The organism is Sulfolobus sp. E5-1-F, from assembly GCF_009601705.1.
GTDB lineage: Archaea > Thermoproteota > Thermoprotei_A > Sulfolobales > Sulfolobaceae > Saccharolobus.
Map to the genome: position 1 here is coordinate 1,957,066 of NZ_CP045687.1, position 15,966 is coordinate 1,973,031.

Consider the following 15,966-nt stretch of genomic DNA (forward strand, 5'->3'; position numbering starts at 1 on the left):
GAGTCGAATGGGTAATATATATACTAAAGATATAAAAAGGGTAGTAAAGGAAATATATAATCAATATAAAGATGAAATAAAAGAAGATTATAATGCAAATAAGCAAATAGTTGTTAAATATGTTGATGTAAAGTCGAAGAAAGTGAGAAACAGGATAGCAGGATATCTTACAAGGTATTATAAAATCATGAAAGAAAAAGAGACTTCTCAGACTGAAGAGAAAGAGGAAATATCAGAAGAGATCTAGAATGCCGAAAGTGATATTAAAGGGACCACTAGTTTCTCAACTTAATTGCAGAGAATTATATGTAAGTGATAAAGAACTCTTTAATATATTACTGAAGATAGATGGCAAGAAGTATCTGATATTAAACCAGAACAATCAAATAAAATCTGGAATTATAATATTAATAAATGGAAAAGATTGGAGATTGTATAACAATCAGCTTTTAAATGAATATGATACAATTGAGATAATACCAATAAATCATGGTGGTTAGAGATATTAAAGGTCCAGGTAAGTAAGTTAAACAGGACACATATAGATTCTGCTAAACTTAATAACTTAATTAAAAACGATGAGAATTACATTAGTCAAGTCCTACCTCTAGTACCGTATGAAGGAGTGCTAAGACAAGCTTGTTTTTTATACTTTAACTATAATTCGTATACAAATAAGATAAAGAGTCCGACTATGTTCTTCTTACTTCTCTTACTACCATATGAACAAATAAAGGATACATTAGATTATATTAAAAATGAAATTATTAAATCAAATGAATTATATTTAATAGAATGCAGAAAGCTTGTTAATACCGAAGAAGATTACTTATCATATCAAATTGTAGGAAATAAAGAAAGATTAATTCTAACTAAGAATGCATTACTTTTAATCGACTCGCTGTAGTTAATAGTGATTAGACTCGTTTTAAGATGAATAAAAATCTATGGGTTCCTATATTACTCATATGTCTGGGAATTGGAATTCTACTTCATAATTTAATTAATATTGATTTACTGTTTTTAATTTTTTTAGTAATAATAACAATGATTATTTTATTTATTTTTAAAAATTCTTTTAAAGTAAAAATAGATAAATACATTCTTAAGAATGGGATCTTCCAAATCGTTTACGATAATACTTGTATTTGTGGTGTTGCTATGAAGATAACGGGTAAAATTGAACCAACTTCAAATAGAAACGACATAGAAAAAGAATTTAAGGATTTCATAAATGCAATAGCCCGAAAAGACTCTGAATTTAAGTTTACAATACTCACTACAGTAGAGAAGAATAAGTTAGGATCTTCAATTATAATTTATAGGATATTACAAAATTCCACTGATATAGGAATAGATAGTTTTATGGAAGAAGTAAATAATTTGTTAGTGTTAGCAAAAGCTATAGCTCCACATTTGGAGTTTAAAATTATTCAACCATCAAAGAATGTGCTTCCAATTCCAATGACCTTTGGGAACTACCCTTTTTTAACAGTATCCGAGATAACCTACACCAATCCTATCAACTCTAATATAATATCTGAGGATTTTGACGTAGAGATAGGAGAGGCTACAAATGGGACAGTAACATCAAAGGTAGGTATAAGAGTAAAGGATGTAACAAGACATATAGGCATATTTGGAAGTACCGGATCTGGTAAGACAAATACAGCGATACTTTTAGCTTCTCAATTGCACACCAGGGGTGTAAAGGTGATTATATTAGATTGGCATGGTGAATATGCACAATTCCTTAAAAACGAATTTAGAGTTTACGATGAGGAAACTATAGTAAAAATAAATCCGCTGCACTTAATTGATTTAGACGTAGAGGATACAGTAGACATTATTGGAGATGTATTGCAATTAACAGATCCACAACGATTTTTACTTTATACTATATTATTAAAACTAAAAAGTTATAGAAAATTCTCAATTAATAATTTACTAGAAGTTATTAATAGTATTGAGGACACTTCATACTGGATGAGAGACGTAAAATACGCGCTTCTTAGAAAAATATTTATCTTATTCACACCAACTGCCTCAAAATTATTCTCGAGTATAGATGAAATTTCCCTTAATGAGTTCCCAGACTATTTGACGACTTCTACCATCATAAACTTAGGATTTATTTCTAACCTTAAACTTAGAAAATTATATTCATTATTTCTAATAAAACTTCTAGTGGAAAGTTATATAAGATATAAGATAAACCAGCAGACTCTTATTATTCTAGATGAAGCGCAGAATTATTTCAATAAAGAAGGAAATGAATTTATAGATAGATTAGTTTCTGAGATAAGAAAATATAATGTAGGTCTATGTTTTATTACGCAATCACCTTCATTACTTTCACAGAACGTGTTAAAAAATACAAATATAAAAATTATTCACTCAATAAAATCAGATAGTGATAAAAAGGCTATCAGAGATACGTTATCACTTGATGAAAGGCTTACTCAAAGTTTAGATAAACTAGACATAGGAGAAGCAATAATAAGCGCACCGAATCTAAAAATTCCTATAATAATTAAAATTAAAAAAATGTCTTAATCTTCGGATGACTTCTCTTCTTTATCTTTCTTACCGCTCGGCTCACTACCACTCTTCTTTCCAGCTGCTACAATGTCGTCTATTCTTAATACCAATGTTACAGCTTCTGTTGCAGCTTTAATTGCATTCATTTTCACTAATGCTGGTTCAATAACACCTGATTTCCACATATCCTCTGGATTTCCAGTGAATAAATTAAGTCCATACCATTTATTGGCCTCATTTTCGTGAAGACTTCTTAATTGCATTAATTTATCTATAGGATCTAATCCCGCGTTTTCCGCTAATATCATGACAAGTCCTTCTATCGCGTTTGCATAGGCTTCAATTGCTAATTGCTCTTTACCACCGACTTGTGGAGCATATTTTCTTAGTCTCTTAGCTATCTCTATCTCAACAGCTCCACCACCAGCTACTGCTCTACCATCTCTTATTACATCTGCCACAGTGCCTAAAGCATCTCTAAGAGCTCTTTCAGTTTCATCTACTACTCTCTCTAATCCACCTCTTATTAGTATGCTAACTGATTTTGGATTCTTTGCACCTTCTACGAATACCATCTTATCCTCTCCTACTTTTCTCTCTTCTACTAAGGCGGCATAACCTAGATCTTGTGACGTTAATTCGTCAATGTTAGATATCACTCTACCTCCAGTAGCTCTAGCTAATTTTTCTAAATCGCTCTTCTTAGCTCTTCTAACAGCTAATATACCCTTCTTAGCTAAATAATGTTGTGCAACTTCATCAATACCTTTCTGACATATTACAACATTAGCACCAGTAGCTGCGATCTTATCTACTTTCTCTTTCAATATGTTTTCTTCTTCTTCCAGGAATTTATGCATCTGTGTGGGGTCGTTAATTCTTATTTCCGCATCTAATTCTGGTTTCTCAACTTCCAATGAAGCATCCAAAAGTGCTATCTTAGCGTTTTCAATCCTTTTTGGCATACCCGGATGTACAACTTCTTTGTCAACTACTATGCCATATACTAATTGAGTATCGTTAATGCTACCACCATGTTTTTTAACTATCTGCACATTATCTAGATCAACGTACCACTTGTCTCCCCTTAATTCTGCTACTTGTGCTACGGCCTTAACTACAAGGTCAGCTAAATATTCTCGTGCACCTGCTACTGCTTTACTACCTAAGGATGTTAACGCTACTCTCCTTAGTACGTCAGTATCATTTATACTGACTGGTTGTGCTATATCTTGGATAGTCTTTAATGCAATTTCTTCTGCCTTCTTATATCCGCTTACAATTATTGTGGGATGGATCTCCTTGTATAACAGATCTTCTGCTTTTTTAGCTAATTCTCCAGCTAGAATTACGGCAGTCTTAGTGCCATCAGCTGTTTCCTCGTCTTGTCCTTTAGCTATCTGAACTAAAAGCTTACCTGTTGGGTGTTGTAAATCCATTTTATCAAGAATTGTTGCTCCATCATTTGTTATTGTGATATCTCCTAAGCTATCGACAAGCATTTTATCCATTCCACGTGGACCGTAGGTACTTTTTAATGCCTCTTCAATTGCCTTCACTGCAGCAATATTAGTCCTTAAAGCTTCTTTTCCATATGTTCTACTTGATCCTTCCTTTAAAATTATTACAGGTATACCTTCGGGTGTAGTTGCAACTGTAGCTGTTGCCATTTCACGCACCTTCCACTCTGTCTTAAAAAAAGGTTATATAAAAATTTTACTCAAATCAGATACGATCGCTTTCTTCGTTAAGTTTATCAAAGATTAACGTTAAACGTCTCCAACCAATTCTTCTAAGTCTTTTCTTAAGATTTTCGTTTTTTATACCAAATTGCTCTAATTGATGTAAATATTGATCATTTAATGCAAATCTAAAATAAATCAGAAGACCGAGTTTACTTTTAGCCTTCAAACCACTTAGAATACCCTCGTTATAAAGTACTTTATATATTTTTTTGTATTGACTATCAAGCAATATAGATCTTAAGATAATTTCGTATCGATCCGTTTTCTTATTCTCAATACGATTATTCTTTAGGAAATTTTTTATTCGTAATTTTTTAATTAATATTTCATCCTTATAGAACTTATTATTTATTATGATCGTCTCTGTACTCTCCGGTTCGTTCTGCTCACTATAATAAATACTATCAATAATTGTACCACAATTGCTACATACAACTTCCCCGTTCTTGTTATCCCAAATTATTTCACTGGAACCACACACAGGGCATTCCATGATCAAAACAATAACTTTTATGGGGAATATACTTATTTTTGATAATGTGACTATAATGTCTGAGAAAAGCGAAAGTACTTTAGATAAGATATATACAGCGTTAAGCTCATCTAAACAGTTACCTAGTGAGATAATTTATCTTGTAAATTGGGATAAAGTTGACGTATTTGTTGACTTAAAACAAAGGGGAAGAATTACAATTGACGGTATAGATGAACAGTCGCTTATAATAAAGGATAAGGAAAATGGAAAATATACTGCTATGGTTTTAATAGTAGATGAAAATGAAAAGGTAAGTTTTAAGAAAATATTGGATAAACTACACCAGTCAAAATCAATGAATTTGGAACTTTATCTTTCAATTGTGGATAAATATGGAGATGTTACATATTACACATTATCTGAGATAAAAATGTCAAAGTGACTCGATATGGTGAAATTTGAAACAGTAAGGGGTATGAAAGATTATATTGGAATAGATGCAGAAAAAATTAGATATTTGGAATCTACCTTTAGAGACCTAGCAATAAAATATGGATATTCTGAAATTATAACACCAATAGTGGAAGAATTTAAACTGTTTGCGTTGAAGGGTGGAGAGGAGTTAAGGGAAACAATGTATGTATTTAAGGATAAGGCAGATAGGGAACTATCATTAAGACCTGAAATAACACCTAGTGTAGCAAGAGCTTACATACAAAATTTACAGAGTTCACCCAGGCCGATAAGGTTATTCTACTTCGGTACCGTTTATAGATATGATGAACCACAATATGGTAGATATAGGGAGTTTAGACAAGCCGGAGTAGAAATGATAGGCGATTCTTCTATTTTAGCCGATCTAGAAGTATTAGACTTGTTGTATAATTTCTATGACAAGCTAAATCTTTCCAATGATATAACTATTAAACTAAATAATATTGGCATATTTAGAAAAATAATGGATAAGTATAATATCGAAGATAATTTACAAGAGCATATCTTGCATCTAATAGATAAGAACAAGATTAACGAAGCTCTAGATATCCTTGAAAAAAACATAAAGAATAAAGATATAGTAGACTTTTTTAATGAAATTCTAACTAAGAAGGATGCAAAATTGGAAGATATAGAGTCTTTAACTAAGTTGGAGGAGGTTTCAAAACTAGATATTAAAAATGAATTTTTATATCTATTTCGATTATCTAGCCTTTTAAACAACTTAAATATAAAATTTAAGATTGACTTAGGTTTTGTAAGAGGATTAGCGTATTATACTGGTCTAATATTTGAGGTTCTTCATCCCTCGGTACAGTTTAGTATTGCCGGAGGAGGGAGATATGATAAACTTATAGAACTTTATGGTGGCTTACCCTCACCTGCAATAGGATTTGCAATAGGAGTTGAGAGAACTTTGTTAGTAGTTAGAGAGTTGAAAGTGGAAGAACCAATAAATGTGATAGTAATAGGCATGTCCGAAGACGCAATTCCATCAATGTTTAAAGTATCGAGGATACTAAGAAAGGAAGAATATAGGGTAGTAATAAATACTAAAGATCAACCTCTTTCAAAACTATTACCTTACTATGCATCACAAGGATTTAAGCTCGCGATAATAATAGGTAAACAAGAACTGGAGAAAAACATGATAACAATTAGAAATTTAATTACACGAAAACAGATTTCAGTTCCATTGGAGAACGTTGAAGATGCAATAAAACAAACGTTATAAATGACATTTAGAAGTATATTTATGGGTAAACTAACATGGAAGAATTACCTGCAACTGCTGTTGGTTTAAAGGTAAATGACGGAGTTATATTAGCTTCTGAAAGACGATTAAGCTATGGTGGTTATGTATTAAGTAAACAAGCTAAGAAAGTACATAAGATAGGTAAATTTCTCATAGCAGGGGCCGGAATATATGGTGACTTACAGACTTTGATGCGCATAATGAACGTAGAAATAAAGTACTATGAGATTTCAACCGGTAAATCAATCTCTGTTCACGCTGCAGCTAAATTGCTTTCAGTAATACTATATCAGTATAAAGTAATGCCATTCATTTCCGAAATTCTATTTGGAGGAATTGATGAAAAAGGTCCACAACTTTATGTATTAGACCCTATAGGCTCATTAATTGAAGATAATTACGCAGCAGTGGGATCAGGAGCCAAGATCGCTATAGGAGTTCTTGAATCTGAATATGATCCCACTATGAATTTAGACATGGCAACACAATTAATAACAAAAGCAATAAAAGCATCTATAGAACGTGATATTACATCTGGAGATGGAATAGATTTAGCGATAATAGATAAGAAAGGAAACTATGAGAACAAATTCATCCCATACTAAATATTTTTCTTAACGCAGAAGTAAATATGATCCATAGCATTTAATTGATATGTTTTAAGAAAACTTTCTTTATTACTTATTATCTTTACTAGCAATCCAAATAATGAAATTATCGTTGTGTATCTATCTCCGTTGCTCGAAGAAGAATCTTTTAGCTCAGTAACTACATAGCCGTGTCCACAGAAGTCATCATTAGTATATGAAGGTCTACTTTTAGAAATTATAGCTTTCACTTTTTCTTTTTGGCTAAATATATTTATGCTATCGATTATATCAAAACTTATATTAAAGTCGTTGCAAGACATATGTATTATGGATAAATTCTTTAAGCTACCTCTTTCAATACTATTTATTTCACAACTTAGAATTATTTCTTGTGCCTTTGATTCCATCATATTACTATTTAAGTTTTAATTTATTAACGTTATTGGGGACTATAATATGAGTAGTGGAAGAAGGATCTCGAGCGAATTAAATAACCTAATAGATAAGACTATAATTGTAAAAACTACTAATGGGAAAACGTATACTGGTCAACTTTATGCATATGAACTTTCGCCATTTATTATTAGTTTAACAAATGTTAAAGACGATAATAATAATGCTTTCTATAAAGTAATGATAAATGGAAATACAATTTCAGAGATAATAATTAAGAATCCTCCACTATTTGAGCCAAGAGAGTTTGCGGAATTAGTTGAAAAATCCTTAAATTTAAGGCCAGCTGATATAAAAGTTTACGAAGAGACGGGAGTAGTGACAATTTTAGAAAGAATTAAGGTATCACAAAATGGAGTAGAAGGAAGTGGACCAATGGCTCAAAGAATTTATGATCTATATAATGATTATATAAATAAAAAGAAAAAGGAATTAGGTCTATGACTGTATTTGAAGTAAAATACGAAGATCTTGCGGGAAGAATAGGTATCTTAAAAACAAGAAGCGGTAACTTAGAAACTCCAACATTCTTTCCAGTAATTAATATATTAAAAGATGAAATATCAATAGATGAGATAAGAAATATAGGATTTAAGAATTTTATCACGAACTCATATATACTATATAAAAATATGTATATAAAAAATGATATACATAAAGAGCTAAACTCTGAAGATATGATCATAATGACTGATTCGGGAGCATACCAAATTCTAGAGTACGGAGACATAGGAATAACCAATTATGAGATCGTGAATTACCAGCTCATGATAAAACCAGATATCGCTGTAATATTAGATTTGCCTACTGGAAATACAGACGATTATGAAAGTGCTAAAATGACAATATATGAGACTCTAAAGAGAGCAGAAGAAGCCTCAAAAATCATAGTAAAAAACCAAGATAACAATATTATTTGGGTATATCCAATACAAGGAGGAAAATATCTTGATCTAGTTAAGACTTCTGCTGAAGGACTATCTAAGTTTGAAGATATATACAATATGGTCGCGCTTGGTAGTCCAACAGTTCTCTTAGAGCGATACATGTATGATACTGTAATTGACATGATTTATACTGCTAAATCTAACATAAAAAGAGGAATTCCATTTCATTTATTTGGAGGAGGGTTACCTCATATTATTCCATTTGCAGTAACGTTAGGAGTGGATAGTTTTGACTCTGCCTCATATATAATATATGCTAGAGATAATAGATATATTACTAGAACACGTGTATACAAATTAGAGGATTTAGAATATTTTCCATGTTCTTGCCCAATATGTTCTAAATATACACCTAAAGACTTGCTTGAAATGAATGAAAAAGAAAGAACAAGAGCATTAGCTATTCATAACCTTTATACCATTTTAGAAGAATTCAAAGCAACCAAACAAGCAATTAAGGAAGGGAGACTATTTGAATACCTTCAAGAGAAAGCTTACTCTCATCCTGCAGTATATTCTGCATTCAAGAGATTGATAAAATATAAAGAATATTTAGAAAAATATGACCCTAGAGTAAGGGGAGATCCAAAAGGTTTACTTTTGTTTGATAATAAATCTTTACATAGGCCAGAAATTATACGCCACTCAAGATTTTTAGAAAGGTACGTGCAAAAGAAAGACAAAATACATATATACTGTTATGATAAGACGATAAGCGATACTGCTTATGATTATATTAAAAGTATAAAGGAAACAATACCTAATCATAATACCGGCGACATATTTATAGCAATACCATTTTTTGGTTTAATACCATTAGAGGTCTCAGATTCCTATCCACTATCTCAATTCGAGATTCCTAACGAAGTAGATGAAGATGTAATAGCTGACATGAAAACTAAAATCATTTCATTCTTAAAAAGTAAAAACTATCAAAAAGTAGAATTAGTCAACTGTGAAAAACTAGGTTTACATATAGACTCTATCAGCACTTCCCCTTGATAATTCTTTCTGCAATAACTCCATTTGTTTTTGTAAATCCTCTTCTATTCTTTTTGCCTCCTCGTATAATTCATCTACGCTAACATTTAAACTAAGCATTTTATTTAAGACTTCTATTGCAATTGCAGCTGCTACTGGATCTGTCCTTTCACGATCCGCATATGGTAACAAAACTAATGCCGGCAAGTCTTCAATTTCAGAATGCAAAGTAAATAACGCTAATGGACCTACCATTAGTAATTGTTTGTCTAATTGAGGGTAATCTAGATTCAAATTGCATTTTGATGTTTTAAGCCATTTTAAACTCTCATTTCCAACTTTATACCTCTTATCTAGCGCTCCTACAAGAAGTATATTATTAATTGATAACTTCTTAACCCATTTTATAACTTCTGAAGCAAAATCATTCCATTCACGTTGAAATGGCAAAATATGATTAAGTAATAATACTAAATGTTTATCCTTGTCATAAAATATATCGAAAGGCGTCGCGATACCGTAATCATCTACAAACGTGACATCTCTATAATATTTAGTTACAACATACCCTATTCTTTCCATTTTCCTTTTTAAGGCTAAATGTCTTGTGGCTAAATAGCCTACCTCCCCTATCGTCCTAAATCCAGTTATAAATGTAGAACCTTTTAGCTCACTTAAGTCTTTCTTTATTATTATCTTAACATTACTCATCTAATACACCTCTTTTCACGTGAACTGCCATACCTCTCTTATACTCCATCATTTCTTCTCCGGATAATTTAGCTTTACCTATTGCTATCAGCTCGTCATTTTCATTTACAACTATTACCTCATCCCCAGCCCTTATTCGCTTATCAACTGCTATTACGTGTTTAGAGAAAACATTTCTTCCATTTTTTATGAATTCTTCTAAATTTTTGGGTATTACAACTCTATATTCTGGAAACTTTGAACAGTTCTTAATTACACCCCCACTTAACAAGGTAAGGGAAAATAAAACATCTTGAGCCCTTAGCACCAAATACAATTCTCCCTCACTTGTTAGCACGTTTCTGATTTTCTTTGTATTTAAGGATCTTTGAATTAAAAAACGCGCATCCTCAGGAAACAAACATCTAGAAATATTATAATCGAATTGATATTCTGCAATACAACGCAAAGTTGAGATCTCGCTATAGCTTGCTTCTACCGGTTTACTTAAAAACTCCTTATATCTAGCTATACTTCTCCCGCCTCTCTCTCATATTTTCCATACTATTCCTTTTAACATTAATCTTGTTTATAGCATCAACTAGATCTTTCATTGTAACGTTATTCCTATTATCCCTAATTGCCATATATGCTGCTTCAACACAAACATTTTTAATATCAGCACCACTGAATCCCTCAGTAAGCTGAGATAATAATTCAAGGTTTATATTATTCTCAACTTTCATTTTCTTTAAGTATATGTTAAATATCTCAATTCTTCCTTTAAAGTTGGGCAAAGGAACCTCTATTATCCTATCAAATCTACCAGGCCTCAATAACGCGGGATCCAATATGTCTATCCTATTCGTAGCTGCAATGATCTTAACGTTGTCCAATGGATTAAATCCATCAAGCTCAGCCAAGAGCTGCATTAATGTTCTTTGTATCTCCCTTTCTCCGCTTGTTCCTATATCTATTCTCTTAGCACCTATGGCATCAATTTCATCAATGAAGATTATTGATGGTGCCTTCCTTTTAGCCATTTCAAATAGCTCTCTAACTATCCTAGCACCTTCCCCCACAAATTTTTGTGCAAATTCTGAAGCTACAACATGAATAAAGACAGCGTTACTCTCAGTAGCTACTGCTTTTGCTAACATAGTCTTTCCAGTACCTGGTGGGCCATATAATAAAACTCCCTTTGGCGGTTCTACTCCTATCTCCCTAAATATCTCAGGCTTCTTTAAAGGCAATTCCACAACTTCCCTTAATTCCTTTATTTGTTCTTCTAATCCGCCGATTTCAGAATAAGTTACATTAGGTTTTTCCACAATCTCCATTGTCTTTACAATTGGATCTTCCTTCTGTGGCAAAACCTCTAATATTGTAGATCCTCTTTGATTTAAGGCAACGGATATTCCAGGTTTTATTAACTTTTGATTAATATGACTGGCTACATTTACTACTAAATTTGGTCCAGACGAACTTCTAACTAATACCCTACCGTCTGGTAAAACATCTAATACAACTGCCTCAATCAATGGAGGACTTAACATTTTTTCCATTTCTGCTTTATAATAGTTTAATTCTTTTCTTAGATTTTCAATTTCAATCTGTAATGACTTAATTTTTTCTTCCATCAATCTAACCAATTGAACCTCGTCTGAAGAAGAAGCATCCCTTATTGTGTCGAAATCTCCGGACAATTTAACCCGTATATATACTTGTTTGGCATAGACTAAAAACGTTTAATACAAGTATTTACAATAGGTATTTATATGCAAGCTAATAGTGAAGAATACTGTGAATTATGTGGATCTCCAATCCATGGTAAAGGTATAACTGTGTCATATGAAGGCTCAATTATTACTGTATGTAATTCATGTTATAATAGGATAAGAAAGCATGCAGTGATAGTAAAAGAAGACAGTAAGAAAAGCGAGACAAGAAAGAAAACTGATCCTAAACCACCTAAAATGGGAGATACAGAATTAGAAATTGTAGCAGACTATTACAAGATTATTAAAACAGCTAGAGAACAACTAGGTATCTCACAGCAACAATTAGCACAAAAATTAAAAGTATCAGAAAATATCGTTAAAAGATTTGAAAGTGGTAAATTAAAGCCTACGATCTCTCAAGCTAGGCAGCTAGAGAAAATTCTTGGCATTAAACTAGTTACCCCATTAGAAAATGAAGAAAGCGAGAGGGAATTCGACGATACTGGATTAACCTTAGGAGATGTGGTTAATATTAAAGAGGGAAAGAAGTGAAAACTGCAGCCCTTTTTGTATCTGAAGAATTTAAGGAAGAGGCAATAGCGTTAGCTGAGGGGGCTGATCACAAGATAGTTAGAATTTACAAATTACCAAAATCACCTAATGTGAAATTTTATATACAATATGATAAGTTACAACAAATCAAAAACGATGAGGAAATTTCTACGTTAATTATATTCGAAGAACTTAAGCCTAGACACTTTATAAATCTGAGAAAAGAACTAAAAGGAAAAGAGGTCCTAGACAAAATACTCCTTCTTTTGGATATATTTGCACTACATGCAGGGTCAAAAGAAGCAAAAATGCAAATAGAACTGGCCAGGCTTAAGTATGAACTACCCATAATAAAAGAAACGTATACTAAATCAAAAATAGGTGAACAACAAGGTCCTTTAGGAGCTGGAACATATGGAGTAGAATCTATAATAAAATTTTACAAAAGAAGAATCAATAAACTTATGAAAGAATTGGAAAATATAAAAGTTTTTAAAGAAAAATCCATAGAATCTAATAAGAGAAATAATATTCCTTCTGTTGGAATCGTAGGGTACACAAATTCTGGAAAGACCTCGTTATTTAACTCATTAACTGGGTTAACACAGAAAGTTGATACAAAACTATTCACTACAATGTCACCTAAAAGATATGGGATCTCAATAAATAATAGAAAGATTATGCTAGTTGACACTGTAGGATTCATTAGAGGAATTCCTCCACAAATTGTAGATGCTTTCTTCGTCACTCTGTCAGAAGCTAAATACTCTGATGCATTAATTCTTGTAATAGACTCTACATTCTCAGAAAATCTATTAATTGAGACTTTGCAATCCTCTTTCGAAATTTTAAGAGAAATAGGAGTTTCGGGTAAGCCTATAATAGTAGCCCTTAATAAAATTGACAGAATTAATGGCGATTTATATAAAAAGCTTGACTTAATAGAGAAGCTATCAAAAGAGTTGTACTCTCCTATATTCGATGTCATACCTATATCAGCTTTAAAGAGAACAAATCTTGAATTATTAAGGGATAGGATATACCAGCTAGTCACACAGTTGAGTTAAAAGATATATATGTTTTAAGGCTAGGCCATAGACCAGCTAGAGATAAAAGAGTGACAACACATGTAATTTTGGTAGCAAGAGCCTTTGGCGCTAAAGGTGTGTATATCGAAGGTAAAGATGAAAAAGTGATAAAATCTGTCTTCAAAGTTGTAAATAGTTGGGGTGGATCTTCGTATTTTTTTGTAAAAGAAATTGAAAATGGAAAGAATATAGTAAATGAATGGAAAGAAAAAGGAGGCACAGTAATACACTTAACGATGTATGGAATCAATATTAATGATCTTCAAGATAATCTTGAGAAAATAAAGTATCCTCTATTAATAATTGTAGGATCAGAAAAAGTTGAAGGTTGGTATTATCGTAATGTAGATTACAATATAGCAATAGGGAATCAGCCACATTCTGAAGTAGCAGCACTAGCAATCTTTCTAGACAGAATTTATAAGGGACGAGAGCTATATATGGAATTTGGAGATTCAAAAATAAAGATATTACCTCAGAATGCTGGCAAGAAGGTGATAAGAAATGGTTAATGCAGAGGACCTGTTTATTAATCTAGCGAAAAGTTTGTTAGGAGATGATGTAATTGATGTTCTACGAGTCCTATTAGAAAAAGGTACTGAGATGACCGATGAAGAAATAGCAAATCAGCTCAATATAAAAGTTAATGACGTGAGAAAGAAATTGAACTTACTAGAAGAGCAAGGTTTCGTAAGTTATAGGAAAACGAGAGATAAGGATAGCGGATGGTTCATTTATTATTGGAGGCCTAACATAGATCAAATTAATGAGATATTATTGAATAGAAAAAGACTAATATTAGATAAATTAAAGTCCAGATTAGAATATGAGAAAAATAATACGTTCTTTATATGTCCACAAGATAATAGTAGATACTCATTTGAGGAAGCATTTGAAAATGAATTTAAATGCTTAAAGTGTGGATCTCAATTAACCTATTATGATACAGAAAAAATTAAGTCGTTCTTGGAGCAAAAAATAAGACAAATAGAGGAAGAGATAGATAAGGAGACAAAACTTGGAGCAAATAAAAATCATTGATCTATTCTCCGGAGCTGGAGGATTTTCATTAGGTTTCAAAAAATTAGGAATAGAGCCTAAATTAGCAATAGATATAAATCACGCTGCGACTAGAACGTATTCATTAAATTTTCCAAACACAATAGTAATTGAAGATGATATAAGGGAAATAAGCGGAAAAGAGATTTTAAAAAATGTAGGAGATGAAATAGACGTAATAATTGGAGGTCCTCCATGCGAAGGATATACTGCAGCTAATCCCTTACGTATGCTAGATCCTTTAGATAGATTGTATTTAGATCAAAGAGGGAGTTTAACACTAGAATTCATAAGGATTGTGGATGAACTGAAACCGAAAATTTTTGTCATGGAAAATGTTCCAGCAATTATAGAGACTCAATCATTAAGAGATGCTCTAATCAGTGAATTTAAGAGAGCAGGATACGATAATATATTCTTCAATATACTACATGCTGAAGATTATGGTAACCCATCTAAACGAAAGAGAGTATTCATCTCTAATGTTAGAATATTACCTATTAAAACTCAAAAAAGAGTCACAGTTTATGATGCAATTCATGATTTAGATAGCAAACCAGACGTTCCTAATAACGATATAAGTGAGCCTAATGAGAAAAAACTTCTGAAAATTTCTAAAATTGGACATGGCGAGTATTTAACAATGTATAAGGCGAGTAAAGGAAAAAACATGCCACTATATATTAGACTTTCTCCATTTGATCTAGCACCTACAATTTTAGGTAATTCTAGATTTATACACCCATTTCATGATAGATTCTTAACTGTGAGAGAACAAGCCAGACTAATGAGTTATCCTGATGATCATGTATTTTTAGGAAGCAAGGATGAACAGTATAATCAAGTAGGTGAATCTGTTCCAGTAGCCTTATCTACCGCCATAGCTAAAGAGATTCTGGGTATCTTAAATGAAAGAGTTATATTTCGGCCTACATAATCTAACTAGTAACCAAAGACTCATCGACTTTTCTAAATTGGCTTTTAGTATAAAATACGTAAAGTATTTAATTCTTACTAAGGTAGGTGGGACAGCTGCACAATCTGGAGTTCCAGAAGTTAGTAAACTCGCATTTAAACTTAATAAGCCTATTTTAGTACTACCGGAACTAAAGGATGTTATAGACTTATTAAAACCAGAAATTACACTCCTAGTTTCACAGAATGCCGAAAAACAAATTGATTTTAATAATCTTATGAAATATGATAGAATATTGGTAGTATTTTCCGGAATAGAAGGAGGGGGGTTTAACAAAATAGAACAATCTCTAGGGGAGTATGTAAGAATAGTAGAAGACGCTCAGGATTTAGGAGCCGTAAGTTTAGCATCCTTCTTTTTATGTAAATATCTACAATTAGTAGAAGGTAAAGTTTAAA

At 32.0% G+C, this 15,966-nt stretch carries 21 protein-coding genes; 15 read left to right on the forward strand and 6 right to left on the reverse strand.

All coding sequences use genetic code 11. From position 1 onward, the window contains the following. Window positions 1–7 precede the first annotated feature (7 nt). The 4 genes from GFS03_RS10165 (at window position 8) to GFS03_RS10180 (ending at window position 2,556) form a co-directional block, all read left to right on the forward strand. Window positions 8–247: a 30S ribosomal protein S17e gene (locus GFS03_RS10165; protein WP_153423980.1), complete on the forward strand. Its 240-nt coding sequence runs from the start codon at window positions 8–10 to the stop codon at window positions 245–247. 1 nt (window position 248) lies between these two features. Beyond that, complete coding sequence (locus GFS03_RS10170) at window positions 249–500, forward strand: hypothetical protein (protein WP_153423981.1); 252 nt, start codon at window positions 249–251, stop codon at window positions 498–500. 125 nt (window positions 501–625) lie between these two features. After that, window positions 626–907 (forward strand): hypothetical protein, encoded by a 282-nt coding sequence (locus GFS03_RS10175; protein ID WP_153423982.1) that lies wholly within the window; start codon window positions 626–628, stop codon window positions 905–907. A gap of 26 nt (window positions 908–933) precedes the next feature. Next, entirely contained in the window at window positions 934–2,556 is a 1,623-nt protein-coding gene (locus GFS03_RS10180; protein ID WP_153423983.1) for an ATP-binding protein, read from the forward strand. Here the strand turns inward: GFS03_RS10180 and thsB are convergent. Next, window positions 2,553–4,211, reverse strand: coding sequence for a thermosome subunit beta (gene thsB, locus GFS03_RS10185; RefSeq protein WP_153423984.1), 1,659 nt, complete (start codon window positions 4,209–4,211; stop codon window positions 2,553–2,555). The two genes, GFS03_RS10180 and thsB, sit on opposite strands and share 4 nt — an antisense overlap. A 55-nt stretch (window positions 4,212–4,266) precedes the next feature. Then, window positions 4,267–4,779 carry a TFIIB-type zinc ribbon-containing protein gene (locus GFS03_RS10190; RefSeq protein WP_153423985.1) on the reverse strand — a complete coding sequence of 171 codons (513 nt, stop codon included), beginning with the start codon at window positions 4,777–4,779 and terminating at the stop codon, window positions 4,267–4,269. A 1-nt stretch (window position 4,780) separates the two neighbouring features. Between GFS03_RS10190 and GFS03_RS10195 the strand changes: the two genes are divergently transcribed. Genes GFS03_RS10195 through psmB form a run of 3 tightly spaced genes read left to right on the forward strand, consistent with a single transcriptional unit; the run spans window position 4,781 to window position 7,116 of the window. Beyond that, window positions 4,781–5,203 (forward strand): hypothetical protein, encoded by a 423-nt coding sequence (locus GFS03_RS10195; RefSeq protein WP_153424581.1) that lies wholly within the window; start codon window positions 4,781–4,783, stop codon window positions 5,201–5,203. A gap of 6 nt (window positions 5,204–5,209) precedes the next feature. Next, window positions 5,210–6,490 (forward strand): histidine--tRNA ligase, encoded by a 1,281-nt coding sequence (hisS, locus tag GFS03_RS10200; protein ID WP_153423986.1) that lies wholly within the window; start codon window positions 5,210–5,212, stop codon window positions 6,488–6,490. Window positions 6,491–6,525: 35 nt separating this feature from the next. After that, a complete protein-coding gene (gene psmB / locus GFS03_RS10205) occupies window positions 6,526–7,116 on the forward strand; it encodes an archaeal proteasome endopeptidase complex subunit beta (RefSeq protein WP_153423987.1) in 591 nt (196 codons plus the stop codon). Here psmB and GFS03_RS10210 read toward each other — a convergent pair. Continuing rightward, window positions 7,113–7,511: a DNA-directed RNA polymerase subunit G gene (locus tag GFS03_RS10210; protein WP_153423988.1), complete on the reverse strand. Its 399-nt coding sequence runs from the start codon at window positions 7,509–7,511 to the stop codon at window positions 7,113–7,115. The genes psmB and GFS03_RS10210 overlap by 4 nt on opposite strands. A gap of 46 nt (window positions 7,512–7,557) precedes the next feature. Here GFS03_RS10210 and GFS03_RS10215 point away from each other — a divergent pair, with 46 nt between their 5' ends. Next, a complete protein-coding gene (locus GFS03_RS10215) occupies window positions 7,558–7,998 on the forward strand; it encodes an Lsm family RNA-binding protein (RefSeq protein WP_153423989.1) in 441 nt (146 codons plus the stop codon). Next, on the forward strand, window positions 7,995–9,503 hold the full coding sequence (gene tgtA / locus GFS03_RS10220) for a tRNA guanosine(15) transglycosylase TgtA (protein ID WP_153423990.1): 1,509 nt from the start codon (window positions 7,995–7,997) through the stop codon (window positions 9,501–9,503). The genes GFS03_RS10215 and tgtA overlap by 4 nt, the downstream gene beginning before the upstream one ends. Here the strand turns inward: tgtA and GFS03_RS10225 are convergent. The 3 genes from GFS03_RS10225 to GFS03_RS10235 all read right to left on the reverse strand — a co-directional run bounded on the left by GFS03_RS10225 (window position 9,471) and on the right by GFS03_RS10235 (window position 11,878). Then, window positions 9,471–10,193, reverse strand: coding sequence for a proteasome assembly chaperone family protein (locus GFS03_RS10225; protein ID WP_153423991.1), 723 nt, complete (start codon window positions 10,191–10,193; stop codon window positions 9,471–9,473). The genes tgtA and GFS03_RS10225 overlap by 33 nt on opposite strands. Next, window positions 10,186–10,632 carry a PUA domain-containing protein gene (locus GFS03_RS10230; RefSeq protein WP_153424582.1) on the reverse strand — a complete coding sequence of 149 codons (447 nt, stop codon included), beginning with the start codon at window positions 10,630–10,632 and terminating at the stop codon, window positions 10,186–10,188. Before GFS03_RS10230 ends, GFS03_RS10225 begins: the two co-directional genes overlap by 8 nt. 64 nt (window positions 10,633–10,696) lie before the next feature. Continuing rightward, a complete protein-coding gene (locus GFS03_RS10235) occupies window positions 10,697–11,878 on the reverse strand; it encodes a proteasome-activating nucleotidase (protein ID WP_153423992.1) in 1,182 nt (393 codons plus the stop codon). Between the two features lie 72 nt (window positions 11,879–11,950). On the opposite strand from GFS03_RS10235, the gene GFS03_RS10240 reads away from it, so the two are divergent. Genes GFS03_RS10240 through GFS03_RS10265 form a run of 6 tightly spaced genes read left to right on the forward strand, consistent with a single transcriptional unit; the run spans window position 11,951 to window position 15,965 of the window. Then, on the forward strand, window positions 11,951–12,445 hold the full coding sequence (locus tag GFS03_RS10240; protein ID WP_153423993.1) for a multiprotein bridging factor aMBF1: 495 nt from the start codon (window positions 11,951–11,953) through the stop codon (window positions 12,443–12,445). Then, complete coding sequence (hflX, locus tag GFS03_RS10245; RefSeq protein WP_153423994.1) at window positions 12,442–13,512, forward strand: GTPase HflX; 1,071 nt, start codon at window positions 12,442–12,444, stop codon at window positions 13,510–13,512. The genes GFS03_RS10240 and hflX overlap by 4 nt, the downstream gene beginning before the upstream one ends. 50 nt (window positions 13,513–13,562) lie before the next feature. After that, the gene (locus GFS03_RS10250; RefSeq protein WP_153423995.1) at window positions 13,563–14,045 is read left to right on the forward strand and encodes a tRNA methyltransferase; all 483 of its coding nucleotides are present in this window, start codon (window positions 13,563–13,565) and stop codon (window positions 14,043–14,045) included. Continuing rightward, complete coding sequence (tfe, locus tag GFS03_RS10255; RefSeq protein ID WP_153423996.1) at window positions 14,038–14,574, forward strand: transcription factor E; 537 nt, start codon at window positions 14,038–14,040, stop codon at window positions 14,572–14,574. The genes GFS03_RS10250 and tfe overlap by 8 nt, the downstream gene beginning before the upstream one ends. Beyond that, window positions 14,552–15,529 carry a DNA cytosine methyltransferase gene (locus tag GFS03_RS10260; protein WP_153423997.1) on the forward strand — a complete coding sequence of 326 codons (978 nt, stop codon included), beginning with the start codon at window positions 14,552–14,554 and terminating at the stop codon, window positions 15,527–15,529. Before tfe ends, GFS03_RS10260 begins: the two co-directional genes overlap by 23 nt. Beyond that, entirely contained in the window at window positions 15,501–15,965 is a 465-nt protein-coding gene (locus tag GFS03_RS10265) for a RecB-family nuclease (protein ID WP_153423998.1), read from the forward strand. Before GFS03_RS10260 ends, GFS03_RS10265 begins: the two co-directional genes overlap by 29 nt. The last annotated feature ends 1 nt before the right edge of the window (window position 15,966 follow it).

What these genes read in the sequence shown, in the direction of transcription:
- GFS03_RS10165 (WP_153423980.1), top strand. Translation starts at nt 8, where the DNA reads ATGGGTAATATATATACTAAAGATATAAAAAGGGTAGTAAAGGAAATA.
- GFS03_RS10170 (WP_153423981.1), top strand. Translation starts at nt 249, where the DNA reads ATGCCGAAAGTGATATTAAAGGGACCACTAGTTTCTCAACTTAATTGC.
- GFS03_RS10180 (WP_153423983.1), top strand. Translation starts at nt 934, where the DNA reads ATGAATAAAAATCTATGGGTTCCTATATTACTCATATGTCTGGGAATT.
- thsB (WP_153423984.1), bottom strand. Translation starts at nt 4,211, where the DNA reads ATGGCAACAGCTACAGTTGCAACTACACCCGAAGGTATACCTGTAATA.
- GFS03_RS10190 (WP_153423985.1), bottom strand. Translation starts at nt 4,779, where the DNA reads ATGGAATGCCCTGTGTGTGGTTCCAGTGAAATAATTTGGGATAACAAG.
- hisS (WP_153423986.1), top strand. Translation starts at nt 5,210, where the DNA reads ATGGTGAAATTTGAAACAGTAAGGGGTATGAAAGATTATATTGGAATA.
- psmB (WP_153423987.1), top strand. Translation starts at nt 6,526, where the DNA reads ATGGAAGAATTACCTGCAACTGCTGTTGGTTTAAAGGTAAATGACGGA.
- GFS03_RS10210 (WP_153423988.1), bottom strand. Translation starts at nt 7,511, where the DNA reads ATGATGGAATCAAAGGCACAAGAAATAATTCTAAGTTGTGAAATAAAT.
- GFS03_RS10215 (WP_153423989.1), top strand. Translation starts at nt 7,558, where the DNA reads ATGAGTAGTGGAAGAAGGATCTCGAGCGAATTAAATAACCTAATAGAT.
- tgtA (WP_153423990.1), top strand. Translation starts at nt 7,995, where the DNA reads ATGACTGTATTTGAAGTAAAATACGAAGATCTTGCGGGAAGAATAGGT.
- GFS03_RS10225 (WP_153423991.1), bottom strand. Translation starts at nt 10,193, where the DNA reads ATGAGTAATGTTAAGATAATAATAAAGAAAGACTTAAGTGAGCTAAAA.
- GFS03_RS10240 (WP_153423993.1), top strand. Translation starts at nt 11,951, where the DNA reads ATGCAAGCTAATAGTGAAGAATACTGTGAATTATGTGGATCTCCAATC.
- tfe (WP_153423996.1), top strand. Translation starts at nt 14,038, where the DNA reads ATGGTTAATGCAGAGGACCTGTTTATTAATCTAGCGAAAAGTTTGTTA.
- GFS03_RS10265 (WP_153423998.1), top strand. Translation starts at nt 15,501, where the DNA reads ATGAAAGAGTTATATTTCGGCCTACATAATCTAACTAGTAACCAAAGA.